Genomic DNA, 13,896 nt, shown 5'->3' on the forward strand with positions numbered 1-13,896 from the left:
GTAGTCGGCCCGGCGCGCAACGGCCGCTCGCTCGCCCCGGCGGGACCCACGGGGTGGATCAATCCGATCGACGCCGGCCGGTACGGTGGCTCGGTGCTGACACGGGGAGTGCTGCTCGGCGACCGGTACCGGCTGGGCGAGCGGGTGGCGACGGGTGGGATGGGCGCGGTCTGGCGCGGCACGGACGTGCTGCTGGAACGCGAGGTCGCCGTGAAGGTGCTGCTGCCGTCGCTGGTGGCCGATCCGGAGTTCACCGCCCGGTTCCGGGCCGAGGCGCGGATGCTGGCAGCGCTGCGGCACCCCGGCGTGGTCCCGGTGCACGACGTGGGGCAGGCCGCGCTCGACGATGGCAGCCAGGTCGACTACCTGGTGATGGAGTACGTCGAGGGCGAGCCGTTGTCCGCCCGGGTGCGCGCGGTGGGGCGGCTGGATCCGGCCACCACCATGTCGGTGCTGGCCCAGGCCGCCGACGCGCTGCACACCGCCCACCTCGCCGGCATCGTGCACCGGGACGTGAAGCCGGGCAACCTGCTGGTCAAGGCCGACGGCACTGTGGTGCTCGTCGACTTCGGCATCGCCCGGTCCCGCAACATGGCCGGGCTCACCGCCGCGAACATGGTGCTCGGCACCGCCTCGTACATGTCTCCCGAGCAGGCCACCGGGCAGCGGGTCTCGGCTGCCACCGACATCTACGCGCTCGGCGCGGTGGCGTACTTCTGCCTTGCCGGGCAGCCGCCCTTCCACGGTGACAACCCCCTCGCGGTGGCGCTGCGGCATGCCCAGGAGGACCCGGCGGCGCTGCCGGCGGACACCCCACCGGCGGTTGCCGCCGTGGTGGCCCGCGCGCTGGCCAAGCGTCCGGAGGACCGGTTCGGCAGCGCCGCTGAGTTGGCCGCTGCCGCCGCCGATGCGCGCGACGCGACCCTGGCGAGCATTCCGGTCTCGGCCCGCCCACCGTGGGCGCTGGCCGCTCCCACCCCGGGCCTCGCGGCTCCCGCCGCTGCCCCCGCGCCGCCAGCCGGCCCGGCTTCCGCGCCGAGGGTCGCGGCGACGTCGCCCGCCGCGCCGGTGTCGCATGCAGGGCCCGCCGCGCCGCGCCCACCGGCGAGCGTCGCTACCGAACCGACGACCGAGCCGAAGCCGACCCGGGAGGACGCGCTCGGAAGCGGGCCGTCGAGCCGACGCCGTGCACTGCTGGTCGGGGCCGGCGCGGTCGTCCTCGTCGCGGTGGCCGTGGTGGCCGTGGTCGCGCTGCGACCCGGAGTCGACCCGGATGCGGCGGACCGGCCACCCGCGCTGGCCGGCGAGTCGGCGTCGGTCGCCGAAGCTCCGCTGCCACCCGGAGACGCGACCACCACCGGGCCCCGGCCCAGCGCGACGCCGGGCGCCAGCCGCACCGCGACGGCCGACCCGACCGGGTCCCCCACCGACGCGACGACCAGCAGCGACCCCGCCCGCACCGGGGCACCGGGCGGCACGCCGACCGGCACGGCCAGCAGCCGACCGACGCCCAGCCGCACCCCGTCGAGCCGGCCCAACCCGTACACGGCGGCACAGGCGTGCGGCAGCGGCTACCAGGTGATCGACTCGGCGACGCTGACCGGTGGTGACGGTCAGCGCAAGGGCCGGGTGTTCCTGCTGTTCCACGCGGGCACCGGCACCAACTGCGTGGTCACCCTCAAGGACACCTCGGTCGGCGCGAAGTCGGCGGTTTCGGCGTACCTGGAGGTGCAGGGGCGGGCGCGCAGCACCGACAGCGGGTCCTTCGACTACTACGCCGGGCCGGTCCGGGCCAGCGCCGCCGGGACCTGCGTCAAGTGGGGCGGCTCCACCGGCGGGGTCAGTTACGGCAGCGGGTTCGAACACTGCGACTGAACGACGGGGAGCACCGGGCCGGCAGGCACCGCAACCCTGGGCGGCCTTAAGGTACGGGCATGTCCGTAGACGGGTGGAACACGGTCCTGGTGCTCGGCGGTATCCGGTCCGGCAAGTCCGAGTTCGCCGAGTCCCTGGTCACCGACGCGCCGGTGGTCCGCTACATCGCCACCGCGCCCGAGGGCGACCCGGAGGACACCGAGTGGGCGACCCGGCTGGCAGCGCACCGCGCCCGACGGCCGGGCAGCTGGACCACCGAGGAGACCACCGAGGACCCGCGCCGGCTGGCCGACGTGCTCGAGTCCGCCGAGCCCAACGAGATGTTGCTCGTCGACGACCTGGGCGGCTGGGTGACGGTGCTGCTCGACCCGGACCACCAGCCCGCCGACGACGTGGCGACCATCGCCGAGTTGGCCGAGGCGATCCGCACGTGTGCCGCCCGGGTGGTGCTGGTGAGCCCCGAGGTGGGGCTGTCGCTGGTGCCGACCACCCCGCTGGGCCGGGCGTTCACCGACGCGTTGGGCGCGGCCAACCGCGCGGTCGCCGACGCCTGCGACGCGGTAGTGCTGGTCGTCGCCGGTCAGCCGGTCTGGCTCAAGTCGGTCGCCGGCGCGACCGAATCGCCCGCTCCCGCCACCGTGACCGCGCCGACGACCGCTGCCAGCGCAGCGGTGGTGGCGAGCCTGGCCGACAGCGAGCCGACCCCCGAGGTGCAGCTGCCCGACGTGCTGACCCACACGCCGCCGGCCACCCCGACCGCGGAGCCGGGCAACACGTGGGCCGCACCGACCATGGCGCTGCCGATGGTGGCCACCGGGCTGGTCATCCAGCCCGGCATGGAGCTGCCGATGCCCGACGAGTACGCCGGCCCGCAGGCGGTGGACCGGCTGGCCACGCTGGACGTACCGGGCGCCGGCCTGGGCGTGCTGGACCGGGTGGTGGGCTTCGCCGCCGCCACCCAGGGCACCTCGACCCCCGCCGCCTGGGGCTCGGTGCGGGTGCTGCTGCTGCACGGCGACCACGCCGGTGGGGCGGCGGCCGGCACCGTCGCCGGCGAGTCGGCGCGCCGCGCCGCACAGGCCCGCGCCGGCCAGGGCGCGTTGGCACGGCTGGCCGCCGAGAGCGGCGCCAGCCTCCAGGTGGTGGACACTCCGGCCTCCGCGCCGATCGAGGACCAGCCGGCCCTGGCGCCGGAGCAGGTGGAGTCCGCGCTGCGCTACGGCTGGCGGTTGGCCGAACAGGCCGCCGACGCCGGCGTACAACTGCTGGTGCTCGGCGCGTGCGGCGCCGGCACCGAGGCGGCGGCCGCGGCGGTGCTCGCGGCGACCGCGGGCGCGGAGCCGCCCGCCGTGCTGGGCCGGGTGATCACCGACTCCGGTGAGATCGACGACGCGGCGTGGATGATCCGCTGCGCGGCGGTACGCGACGCGCTGCACCGCACCCGGCGCTCCGCCCGCGGCGCCAAGGACATCCTGGCCGAGCTGGGCGGCGGCGACGTGGCGGTGGCCACCGGCGTGCTGCTCGGCGCCACCGCCCGCCGGGTGCCGGTGCTGCTCGACGGGCCGGTCGGCTTGGCCGCCGGCATGGTGAGCCGTGACCTGGCCGGGCAGGCCCGGCACTGGTGTCTGCTGGCCGACCACGGCGGGCACCCGGCCGTGCGGCTCGCCGCCGACGTGCTGGGCCTCACCCCGCTGCTCGACCTGCGGCTGGATCTCGGCGAGGGCGCGAACGCGCTGGTCGCGCTGCCGCTGCTGCGCTCGGTGCTGGCGCTGTCCGCCGCGCTGCCGGTGCACCCGTCGCTGGGCGGCACGGACGACACCGACCCGGCCGCCGACGAGCCGGCGTCCACCGACCCGAGCTACGTCGACCCGAGCTACGCCGACCCGGATCTCACCGAGCCCGACTCGACCGAGCCCGACTTCGCCGAGCCGGAGCCGGCCGGGCCAGGTCCGGCCAGCACCGGGGCGGACGAGCAGCCGGCGTCGGGCTGGCGTGCCGGCTGAGCCACGGCTGCTCGCGGGAGCCCGGCTGGCGGTCACCACGTTCACCACGCTGCCGGTGCGGGCCGGGCGCATCGACCGCCCGGTCGCCGGCACGGCGATGGCCCTCGCCCCGGTGGTCGGCGCGATGCTCGGCGCCCTGCTGGCCGGTGTGCTGCTACTGACCGGCGCGCTCGCCCCGCCGCTGGTGGCGGCCGGCGTGACCGTCGGCGCCGCCGCGCTGCTCACCCGAGGGCTGCACCTGGACGGGCTGGCCGACACCGTGGACGCGCTCGGCTCGTACCGGCGGGGCGCGGCCGCCCTGGAGATCATGAAGAAGCCGGACGTCGGCCCGTTCGGGGTGGTCGCCCTGGTGGTCGTACTCCTGGTGCAGGCGGCGGCGCTCGCCGACCTCGCCGGTCGGTCCTGGCCGGCGTGCCTCGCGGCGGTGGTCGCGGCGACAGCGGCCGGGCGGTTCGGTGTCACGGTGGCCTGTCGGCGAGGAGTGCCGGCGGCCCGGCCCGACGGGCTGGGCGCGCTGGTCGCCGGCACGGTCGGCCCGGTGGCAGTGGCCGCCGGCGCGGTCGCCGTCGTGCTGCTGGCGGTGCCCGCGGTGCCGGGCCGTCCGTGGCAGGGGCCGCTGGCCGTCGTCGCCGCGATCGCCGTCGCGCTACCGCTGCTCAACCACGTGGTACGCCGGCTCGGCGGGATCACCGGCGACGTCCTGGGCGCGACCGTCGAGGTGGTCACCACGCTGGTCTACCTGGGTCTGGTGCTGTCCGGCTGAACCGGGCCCGGCGGGCCGGGTAGCGTTCGGCTCGACAACACCGGCGCGGCCACCGGGGGATCCCACAATGCTCATCACGGACGACTTCCTGCCCGTTCCGGTGCCGGAGTCGCTCAGCGCGACCTACCTGGTGCCGATGGCGGGGCTACCGAAGGTCAGTGCGAAGACCGCGGTGGCGGCCCTGACCGGCCGGCTGGCCGAGCCGGTGCACGGGCTGGCCCGGCAGATGCTCGACAGCCCGCTGATGAGCGTCGACACCCGGCCGATCGCCGAGTTCCCCGAGCTGCCACCGGACCTGCTCACCGCGTTCGGCGCCACCAAGGAGCAGCTGGACCGGCTGGCGGCGGCGACGCACCTGGTGGTCGTACAGGCCGAGTACCGGCCCGGCTGGCCACCCGCGCACGAGTGGGCCGCCCGGGCGGTCGCGGCCGCCGTGGCGGAATCCGTCGACAGCGACGTGGTGGACGTCTTCGGCCTCCAGTTCCTCGACCCGGCGACCGCGCTGCGCTCCCTCCCCGACGAGCAGGGCCGCATCCGACTTGTCGACTGGGTGCTGGTGCCGTACTCCTCGGACACCGAGGGTCTCTGGTTCACCACCAAGGGGCTGCGCCGCTTCGGTCTGCTGGAGTTGCAGACCCAGGGGGTGCCCGACCACCTCACCCGCGCCTGGGGTGCGGTGATGACCGGTGCGGCCCGCCGACTGCTGCGGGACTGGACCGACGGGCTCACCGGCGAGGAGGTGCCGGCGTTCGTGCAGCTGCCGGTGCTCGCCACGGTCACCGGCCACGACATCGCGGTGGCGTACGGCAACCCGGAGCAGCACGGCGCCACCGCCCCGGTGCTGCTCCGCCTCGAACTTGACCCGGCGACCGACCCGGAGGCCGACTCGTTCCTCAGCCTGCGCCCGCCGGCCGGGCACCCCGGCCCGGACGGGCGCTACTACGCCGCCGCCTGCGCGACCCTGTTCTCCGGGATCCAGCCGGACGTGCGCTACGCCCGCTCCGGTGACGCGATGAGCCGTGCGGTCGCCACCGCCCGGGCCGCGCTGGACGACGCGCGGGGCCGGTTCGTCGCTGGCCAACTCCCCACCGAGTCGCAGCTGGTGGTGAAGTACGGCCTACCCGGAGACGACGGCCCGGAGTACGTCTGGGCGGGCGTCACCTCGTGGGAGACCCCGGAACGCATCGTCGGCGTGAGCGCCAGCGACGCCAACACCGACCAGAGCGTCCGCATCGGCGCCCCCGTGGTCGTGGAGGCGTCCGACGTAGTCGACTGGGCCGTCCTCGACGCGACAGGCGTCATAGAAGGCGGCTGGACCCAAGCAGTCCTGGACTCAGGCGAACCCCCAACCCCCTCACGCTGACCCCCGCCCCGCCCCGCCCCGGTTGATCATGGGGTTAGCGGGGGATTTGATCTCCCAGCGTCCCGTCAACCTCATGATCAACGCTGGGGAGCCGGGGGCGGGGGCAGGGGCAGGGGTGGGGGCAGGCGGTGGGGTTACTTCACTGAGGGGGTTACGAAGGGGGGCTTCGTCAGCTTCAGAGGGGCTCGGCGGCCTCGGATGTCGATTTCGACCTCGTCGCCGTCGGTCAGGTTGGCGTCGGTGTTCAGCAGGGCGAGCGCGATGCCCTGTTTGCGGGTGGGCGAGAAGGTGCCGCTGGTCACGGTGCCGACCTGGGTGTCGCCCACGTGCAGGGTCATGCCGGGGCGGGGGATGGCCCGGTCGACGGCCACCAGGCCGCGCAGCGTACGCCGGGGGCCGGCGGCCTTCTCGGCGAGCAGCGCGTCGCGGCCCCAGAAGGCCGGCTTGTCCCAGCCGACCGCCCAGCCGGAGCGGGCCTGCACCGGGCTGATGTCCAGGGAGAGGTCCTGCCCGTGCAGCGGGTAACCCATCTCGGTCCGCAGGGTGTCCCGGGCGGCCAGCCCGCAGGCTCGCAGCCCGAACGTCGCGCCGACGGCGAAGAGCTCGTCCCAGACGGCGACCGCGTGCTCCGCCGGCACCACCAGCTCGTAGCCCAGCTCGCCGGTGTAGCCGGTACGGCAGACGGTCAGCTCCACCCCGGCCAGGCTCGCGGCGGAGAAGCTCATGTAGCCGTGTTCGGTGGGCAGGTCCAGGGCGGCCAGCAACTCGGCCGAGCGGGGGCCCTGCACGGCCAGCACCGCGTACGCCTCGTGCTCGTCGGTGACGGTCACCTGCGCGGGCGCGGCGGCGCGCAACCGGCGCACCACCTCGGCGGTGTTCGCCGCGTTCGGGATGAGGAAGACGTGGTCGTCGGCGTAGAGGTAGGCGATGATGTCGTCCACCACACCGCCTGTGGCGTCGTCGCAGCAGAGCGTGTACTGCGCCCGGCCCGGGCCGATCCGACCGAGGTCGTTGCTGAGGCAGGAGTTGACGAAGTCGGCCGCGCCGGGGCCGCTCACCCGGGCCTTGCCCAGGTGTGACACGTCGAATACCCCGACCGCCGTACGCACCGCGGTGTGCTCCTTGAGCACTCCGCCGCCGGCGTACTCCAGTGGCATCTCCCAGCCCCCGAAGGGGGCGAACTTGGCTCCGGCGGCGGTGTGCCGCTCGTGCAGCGGGGAACGGCGCAGCCGGGTCGCGGCGGCGTCGGAGGTCACGTCGGTCATGGGTGGCAACTTACCGGGGGCAACGTCGCTGGTTAGCATCGGCGGGAGCCCGCTGGCGCTGTCGGCGGGACAGCCATGACGTCCGGCAGGTAGGTTCCGCCGGAGACCTTCACCGCTGGTACGCGACGCCGCGACCAGCCCGGCCCGCCCGGAGTAGCTTCAGTGACTTCACCCCGCACCACCAACCTGAGCCTGGTCGACACCGACCCGGCCGAGCTCGCCGTCGACGCGATCGTGATCGGCGTGCACAGCCAGACCGGAGAGCAGGGCGCCACCAGCGGCCTCGCCGGCACCCTGCTGCTCGCCAGCGGCGCGGAGAGCATCGCGGCCGCATTCGACGGCAAGCTGACCGAGACCCTCGCGCTGCTCGGCGCGACCGGCGGGCCGGGTGAGGTCATCAAGCTGGCCACGCTGGGCACCGTGACCGCCCCGCTGGTCACCGCGGTCGGGCTCGGCCCGGAGCCGTCGGGTGCCGCCCCGGCCCCGGAGACGCTGCGCCGGGCCGCCGGTGCGGCGATCCGGGCCCTGGCGGGCGCACCCAAGGTCGCGCTGGCGCTGCCGCTGCCGGACGACGCGGACGCCTCGGCGGAGCTGCGCGCGGTCGCCGAGGGCGCGCTGCTGGGTGGCTACCGGTTCGCCGGGTACAAGACCCGGCCCCAGCCGACCCGGCGGGAGCCGGTGGCCGAGGTGCTCATCGCGGTGCCGGACGCCGGCGACGCGGGCGCCCAGGCGGAAATCGCCCGGGCGCAGGCGGTGGCGGGCGCGGTCCGGCTCAGCCGGGACTGGGTGAACACCGCGCCGAACGAGCTGCGTCCGCCGTCGTTCGCCGAGGCGGTCGCCAGCGCGGCGCGCGAGGCGGGCCTCGGCGTCGAGGTGCTCGACGAGGCGGCGCTGGCCGCCGGCGGGTACGGCGGCATCGTCGCGGTCGGGCAGGGCTCGGAGGCCCCGCCGCGGCTGGTGAAGCTGACCTACACCCCGCAGGGCGGCGGCAACGGCAAGCGGGTCGCGCTGGTCGGCAAGGGCATCACCTTCGACACCGGCGGCATCTCGATCAAGCCGGCGCAGGGCATGTGGGAGATGAAGTCCGACATGGCGGGCGCCGCCGCGGTGGGCGCGGCCATGCTGGCGATCGCCGCGCTGAAGCCGACGGTGGCGGTCAGCGCGTACCTGCCGATGGCGGAGAACATGCCGTCGGGCACCAGCTACCGGCCGGGTGACGTGATCACCATGTTCAACGGCAAGCGGGTCGAGGTGCTCAACACCGACGCCGAGGGCCGGATGATCCTGGGCGACGCCATCGCCCGCGCCTGCGCGGACGGCACCGACTACCTGTTCGAGACCTCCACCCTGACCGGCGGCCAGGTGATCGCGCTGGGCAAGCGGATGGCCGGCGTGATGGGCACCCCGGAGCTGTGCGACCGGGTGAAGGTGGTCGGCGACGCCGTCGGCGAGCCGGCCTGGCCGATGCCGCTGCCCGACGACGTCCGTAAGGGCATGGAGTCGGATGTGGCGGACATCTCGCAGGTCAACGCCGGGATGGACCGGGCCGGCCACATGCTGCAGGGCGGCGTGTTCCTGCGCGAGTTCGTGACCGACGACGTGGCCTGGGCGCACATCGACATCGCCGGGCCGGGCTACCACTCGGGCGAGCCGGTCGGCTACTGGACCAAGGGCGGCACCGGTGTACCGGTCCGCACGCTGGTGCAGCTCGTCGAGGACGTCGCCACCAACGGCTGACGGGACACGCGAAGGGGCCCCCTGCTCAAGGGGGCCCCTTCGCGCAGGTCAGTACCGCTCGGGGCGTCGTTTGCGGCGCTCGTTGAAGTCGCGCATCCGCTGCGGGTAGCCCATCAGCCGGACGTCGTACACCGGGATGCCCATCCGGTACGCGAAGCGCCGGGCCCCGTCCGGGCCGTCGATGCGCCGGCGGGTCCACTCCCCGTCGTCGGCGATCAGGATGACAGTGGTCTCCGTCACGGTCGTCCGGGGTTCGATGTACGCCTCGACGCCGCGCCGACTCCGGATGAAGTTCTCCAGATGCTCCAGATCGCCACGATCGGCGGCACGGTCATGGCTCGGCACAGCCGCCTGTTTGCGGCGCCGGAACAAGCCCACCGGATCTCTCCCCCACCGTGCGTCATCGACAACGGTGCCAAGGGTACGTGTCGATGACGTGTCGTTGGGCACCTCAGTACGCACCCTGTGCTCAGTGGTGACAAGATGACCGAGGTGGGGTGTGTCCGTGTTACACCCCCGTGACCCCCGATGCAGCGACGCGACCTGGGAGTTGGACGTGAGCGAGCCGAACGAAGCGACCTTCGACATTGTCATTCTCGGAGGTGGCAGCGGCGGCTACGCGACTGCGCTGCGCGCCGCCCAGCTGGGCCTGAAGGTCGCGCTGGTCGAGAAGGGCAAGCTCGGGGGCACCTGCCTGCACAACGGCTGCATCCCGACGAAGGCGCTGCTGCACGCGGCCGAGATCGCCGACCAGGCCCGCGAGTCGGAGCAGTTCGGTGTGAAGGCCGAGCTGATCGGCATCGACATGGCCGGGGTCAACTCGTACAAGGACGGCGTGATCTCCCGCCTGTACAAGGGCCTGCAGGGCCTGGTGGGCGGCTCGAAGAACATCACCGTCGTCGAGGGCGCCGGCAAGCTGGTCGGCAAGAACGTGGTCGAGGTGGCGGGCAAGCGCTACACCGGCCGCAACATCGTCCTGGCCTCCGGCTCGTACGCGAAGAGCCTGCCCGGCCTTGAGGTCGACGGCGAGCGGATCATCACCAGCGACCATGCCCTCACGATGGACCGGGTGCCGTCGTCGGTGATCGTGCTCGGTGGCGGCGTGATCGGCGTCGAGTTCGCCAGCGTGTGGAAGTCCTTCGGCGTGGACGTGACGATCGTCGAGGCGCTGCCCCGGCTGGTCGCCGCCGAGGACGAGGAGTCGTCGAAGGCGCTGGAGCGGGCGTTCCGCAAGCGGAAGATCAACTTCAAGGTCGGCAAGCCGTTCGAGAAGGTCGAGAAGACCGAGAGCGGCGTCAAGCTGACCATCCAGGGCGGCGAGACCGTCGAGGCGGAGCTGCTGCTGGTCGCCGTCGGTCGCGGCCCGAACACCGCCAACCTCGGGTACGAGGAGCAGGGCGTCAAGATGGACCGCGGCTACGTGCTGACCGACGAGCGGCTGCGCACCAGCGTGCCGAACGTCTACGCGGTCGGCGACATCGTCCCGGGCCTCCAGCTCGCGCACCGGGGCTTCCAGCAGGGCATCTTCGTGGCCGAGGAGATCGCCGGGCAGACCCCCGCCGTGATCGACGAGGTCGGCATCCCGCGCGTCACCTACTGCGACCCGGAGCTGGCGTCGGTGGGTCTCACCGAGGCCAAGGCCAAGGAGCAGTACGGCGCCGACAAGGTCAAGACGTACAACTACAACCTGGGTGGCAACGGCAAGAGCCAGATCCTCAAGACCACCGGCTTCGTGAAGCTGGTCCGGGTCGAGGACGGCCCGGTGGTCGGCGTGCACATGATCGGCGCCCGGGTCGGTGAGCTGATCGGTGAGGCTCAGCTCATCTACAACTGGGAGGCGTACCCGGCCGAGGTCGCCCAGCTCGTGCACGCCCACCCGACCCAGAACGAGGCCCTGGGCGAGGCGCACCTGGCCCTCGCCGGCAAGCCGCTGCACGCGCACGCCTGATCATCCAAACCGCGGCGTCCGGCGACGGGCGAAGATCCCACCAGGGGAATGAAGGAGTCTCAGAAAATGCCGGTATCGGTCACCATGCCCCGGCTCGGCGAGAGCGTCACCGAGGGCACCGTCACTCGCTGGCTCAAGCAGGAGGGCGACACGGTCGAGGTTGACGAGCCCCTGCTCGAGGTTTCGACCGACAAGGTCGACACCGAGATCCCGTCGCCCGCTGCGGGCGTGCTGAGCCGGATCGTGGTCGGCGAGGACGAGACCGCCGAGGTCGGCAGCGAGCTGGCCGTCATCGCCGGTGAGGGCGAGTCGACCGGCGGTGGCGAGGCCGCCCCGCAGGAGCAGGCCCCGGCCGAGTCGGTCGAGCCGGCCGCCGAGCCGACGGCCGCCGCCGAGGGCACCGCGGACGAGGTGGCCCAGGACGAGGCCCCGGCCGAGACGCCGGCTCCGGCCGCCGCCTCGTCGGGCGAGGGCACCGCGGTGAAGATGCCCGCCCTGGGCGAGAGCGTCACCGAGGGTACTGTCACCCGCTGGCTGAAGCAGGTCGGCGAGACCATCGAGGTCGACGAGCCGCTGCTGGAGGTCTCCACCGACAAGGTGGACACCGAGATCCCGTCGCCGGTCGCCGGCACGGTGCTGGAGATCAAGGTCGCCGAGGACGAGACCGCCGCGGTCGGCGCCGACCTCGCGATCATCGGCGCTGCCGGCGGGGCCCCGGCCCAGGCGCAGCCCGAGCCGAAGCCCGAGCCGAAGGCGGAGGCCAAGCCGGAGCCGAAGGCCGAGCCGAAGCCGGAGCCGAAGGTCGAGGAGCCGACCCCCGGCATGTCGTACAACGAGCCCGCCGCGGAGACCGAGAGCTCGGCGCAGCCGGCGAAGACCGAGCAGGCCGCGCAGCCGGCCGCGTCGACCTCGACGCCGCCGCGCCCGTCCGCCCCGGCACCGGGTGCCGGCGAGGAGGCCGCCGGGTACGTGACCCCGCTGGTGCGCAAGCTGGCCAGTGAGCACGGCGTCGACCTGGCCGCGCTCAACGGCACCGGCGTGGGTGGTCGGATCCGCAAGCAGGACGTGCTGGAGGCCGCCGAGAAGGCGAAGGCCGCCAAGGCCGCTCCTGCCGCCGCACCGGCCCCCGCCGCCGCGCCGTCAGCGGCTGCGGCCAAGCCGGCCGAGAAGCCGCAGCCGAGCAGCAAGCGGGGCACCACCGAGAAGCTGCCGCGCATCCGGGCGACCATCGCCAAGCGGATGCAGCAGTCGCTGCACGAGACGGCCCAGCTCACCACGGTGGTCGAGGTGGACGTCACCCGGGTCGCCAAGTTGCGGACGCGGGCGAAGGAGTCTTTCCAGGCCAAGCACGGCGTGAAGCTGTCCTTCCTGCCGTTCTTCGCGCTCGCCGCCATCGAGGCGCTCCAGACCCACCCGATCATCCAGGCCAGCATGGACCTGGACGGCGGCACGATCACCTACCCGGCCGCAGAGCACCTGGGCATCGCCGTGGACACCGAGCGCGGGCTGCTCGTGCCGGTCATCCACAACGCCGGTGAGCTCAACATGGGCGGCATCGCCAAGCGGATCGCCGACCTGGCCGAGCGCACCCGGGCCAACAAGATCACCCCGGACGAGATGGCCGGGGCGACCTTCACGCTGACCAACACGGGCAGCCGGGGCGCTCTCTTCGACACCCCGATCGTGCCGTCGCCGCAGTCGGCGATGCTCGGCACCGGTGCCGTGGTCAAGCGGCCGGTCGTGGTCAACGACCCGGAGCTGGGCGAGGTCGTCGCGATCCGGTCGATGGTCTACCTGGCCATGTCCTACGACCACCGGCTGATCGACGGCGCCGACGCGGCCCGCTTCCTGACCGCGGTCAAGGAGCGGCTGGAGGCCGGCAACTTCGAGTCGGAGCTGGGCCTGGCCTGATCCACCCGCAACGCCGCGAGGGCACCCCGGTCGTCGACCGGGGTGCCCTTCCGTTTACGGTCCTCAGCCCTTGAGCAGGGCGGTCGAGACCTGCCAGAGCCGCTCGGCGGCCTCCGGCTCCAGCGCGTACGCCGCCACTCCCGTCCGCCCACCGGGCTGGTTGGGGGCGGCCTCCTGACAGTCCTCGAAGTAGCGCCCGCCCACCCCGTGGAGCAGCGGTGAGGCGGCGACCAGCACCGAGGTGGCGGCGCCCTGCTCGACGGTCTTCCAGGTTGCCGCGTTGCCCGCGCGCAGCCGATCCAGCTCCTCATCGCTCACGTAGCGCTGGAGGTTGGTCCGGATCGCGCCGGGCATCAGCGAGTTGGTGAGGATGCCGTCGTCGGCCCAGCGCCGGGTCGCCTCCACGGCGAACAGCACGTTGGCCGTCTTGGACTGCCCGTACGCCTGCCACGGCTCGTACTCCCGCTTGTCGTACTGGATGTCCTCGAAGACCACCGGTGAGCGCAGGTGGGCGGCGGAGCTGACCGAGACGATCCTGGCCCCGTCGCTGGCGGCGAGTGCCGGGCGCAGCCCGGAGGCGAGCGCGAAGTGCCCCAGGTGGTTGGTCGCGAACTGCATCTCCCAGCCCTGCGGGGTGCGGGACAGGGGTGCGGCCATGATGCCGGCGTTGTTGACCAGGATGTGCAGCGGGCCGTCCCAGTTGGCCACGAAGTCGGCGATCGAACCCTGGTCGGCGAGGTCGAGCGGGGCGACCAGGACGCTGTCGTTGCCGGTGGTGCCGGTGATGTCGTTGGCGGCCTGCTGACCCGCGTCAGGATTGCGGACGGCCAGGGTGACCTCCGCGCCGGCGCTGGCCAGGGCGCGGGCGGTCTCCACGCCGATCCCGGAGGACCCGCCGGTGACGATCGCCCGCCGCCCGACGAGGTCCACGCCCCGGATCACGTCCATGGCCGTGGAGTGATGGGCGAACGAAGTGGTGATCGGGTTGTTGGTCGTCATTGTCCATCCTTGTCCGGGGTGGGCGGACCGAC

At 73.6% G+C, this 13,896-nt stretch carries 10 protein-coding genes; 7 read left to right on the forward strand and 3 right to left on the reverse strand.

The genetic code is table 11. The features are described from left to right. Positions 1-93: 93 nt before the first annotated feature. The 4 genes from ACQRWP_RS19620 (at position 94) to ACQRWP_RS19635 (ending at position 6,004) form a co-directional block, all read left to right on the forward strand. Positions 94-1,875: a protein kinase domain-containing protein gene (locus ACQRWP_RS19620; RefSeq protein ID WP_430496712.1), complete on the forward strand. Its 1,782-nt coding sequence runs from the start codon at positions 94-96 to the stop codon at positions 1,873-1,875. A gap of 59 nt (positions 1,876-1,934) precedes the next feature. Further along, a complete protein-coding gene (gene cobU, locus ACQRWP_RS19625) occupies positions 1,935-3,878 on the forward strand; it encodes a bifunctional adenosylcobinamide kinase/adenosylcobinamide-phosphate guanylyltransferase (RefSeq protein ID WP_430496713.1) in 1,944 nt (647 codons plus the stop codon). Continuing rightward, the gene (locus tag ACQRWP_RS19630) at positions 3,868-4,641 is read left to right on the forward strand and encodes an adenosylcobinamide-GDP ribazoletransferase (RefSeq protein WP_430496715.1); all 774 of its coding nucleotides are present in this window, start codon (positions 3,868-3,870) and stop codon (positions 4,639-4,641) included. Before cobU ends, ACQRWP_RS19630 begins: the two co-directional genes overlap by 11 nt. A gap of 67 nt (positions 4,642-4,708) precedes the next feature. Then, positions 4,709-6,004: a DUF2314 domain-containing protein gene (locus ACQRWP_RS19635; RefSeq protein WP_430496717.1), complete on the forward strand. Its 1,296-nt coding sequence runs from the start codon at positions 4,709-4,711 to the stop codon at positions 6,002-6,004. 134 nt (positions 6,005-6,138) lie between these two features. On the opposite strand, the gene gcvT is transcribed toward ACQRWP_RS19635, so the two are convergent. Beyond that, on the reverse strand, positions 6,139-7,269 hold the full coding sequence (gcvT, locus tag ACQRWP_RS19640; RefSeq protein ID WP_430496719.1) for a glycine cleavage system aminomethyltransferase GcvT: 1,131 nt from the start codon (positions 7,267-7,269) through the stop codon (positions 6,139-6,141). Between the two features lie 162 nt (positions 7,270-7,431). Between gcvT and ACQRWP_RS19645 the strand changes: the two genes are divergently transcribed. Continuing rightward, positions 7,432-9,006 (forward strand): leucyl aminopeptidase, encoded by a 1,575-nt coding sequence (locus tag ACQRWP_RS19645; protein ID WP_430496721.1) that lies wholly within the window; start codon positions 7,432-7,434, stop codon positions 9,004-9,006. A 48-nt stretch (positions 9,007-9,054) separates the two neighbouring features. On the opposite strand, the gene ACQRWP_RS19650 is transcribed toward ACQRWP_RS19645, so the two are convergent. Continuing rightward, complete coding sequence (locus ACQRWP_RS19650) at positions 9,055-9,384, reverse strand: hypothetical protein (protein WP_354942500.1); 330 nt, start codon at positions 9,382-9,384, stop codon at positions 9,055-9,057. A gap of 178 nt (positions 9,385-9,562) precedes the next feature. Here ACQRWP_RS19650 and lpdA point away from each other — a divergent pair, with 178 nt between their 5' ends. Together lpdA and sucB are read left to right on the forward strand one after the other, a co-directional pair. Beyond that, on the forward strand, positions 9,563-10,954 hold the full coding sequence (gene lpdA, locus ACQRWP_RS19655; RefSeq protein WP_410815730.1) for a dihydrolipoyl dehydrogenase: 1,392 nt from the start codon (positions 9,563-9,565) through the stop codon (positions 10,952-10,954). A 66-nt stretch (positions 10,955-11,020) separates the two neighbouring features. Beyond that, positions 11,021-12,865, forward strand: coding sequence for a 2-oxoglutarate dehydrogenase, E2 component, dihydrolipoamide succinyltransferase (sucB, locus tag ACQRWP_RS19660; protein ID WP_430496723.1), 1,845 nt, complete (start codon positions 11,021-11,023; stop codon positions 12,863-12,865). A 63-nt stretch (positions 12,866-12,928) separates the two neighbouring features. Here the strand turns inward: sucB and ACQRWP_RS19665 are convergent, their stop codons facing one another. Next, the gene (locus ACQRWP_RS19665) at positions 12,929-13,864 is read right to left on the reverse strand and encodes an SDR family NAD(P)-dependent oxidoreductase (RefSeq protein WP_430496725.1); all 936 of its coding nucleotides are present in this window, start codon (positions 13,862-13,864) and stop codon (positions 12,929-12,931) included. Between the last annotated feature and the right edge of the window lie 32 nt (positions 13,865-13,896).

Origin of the sequence: Micromonospora trifolii, assembly GCF_050516465.1 — a bacterium.
In the GTDB taxonomy this organism is placed as follows: Bacteria; Actinomycetota; Actinomycetes; order Mycobacteriales; family Micromonosporaceae; genus Micromonospora; species Micromonospora trifolii.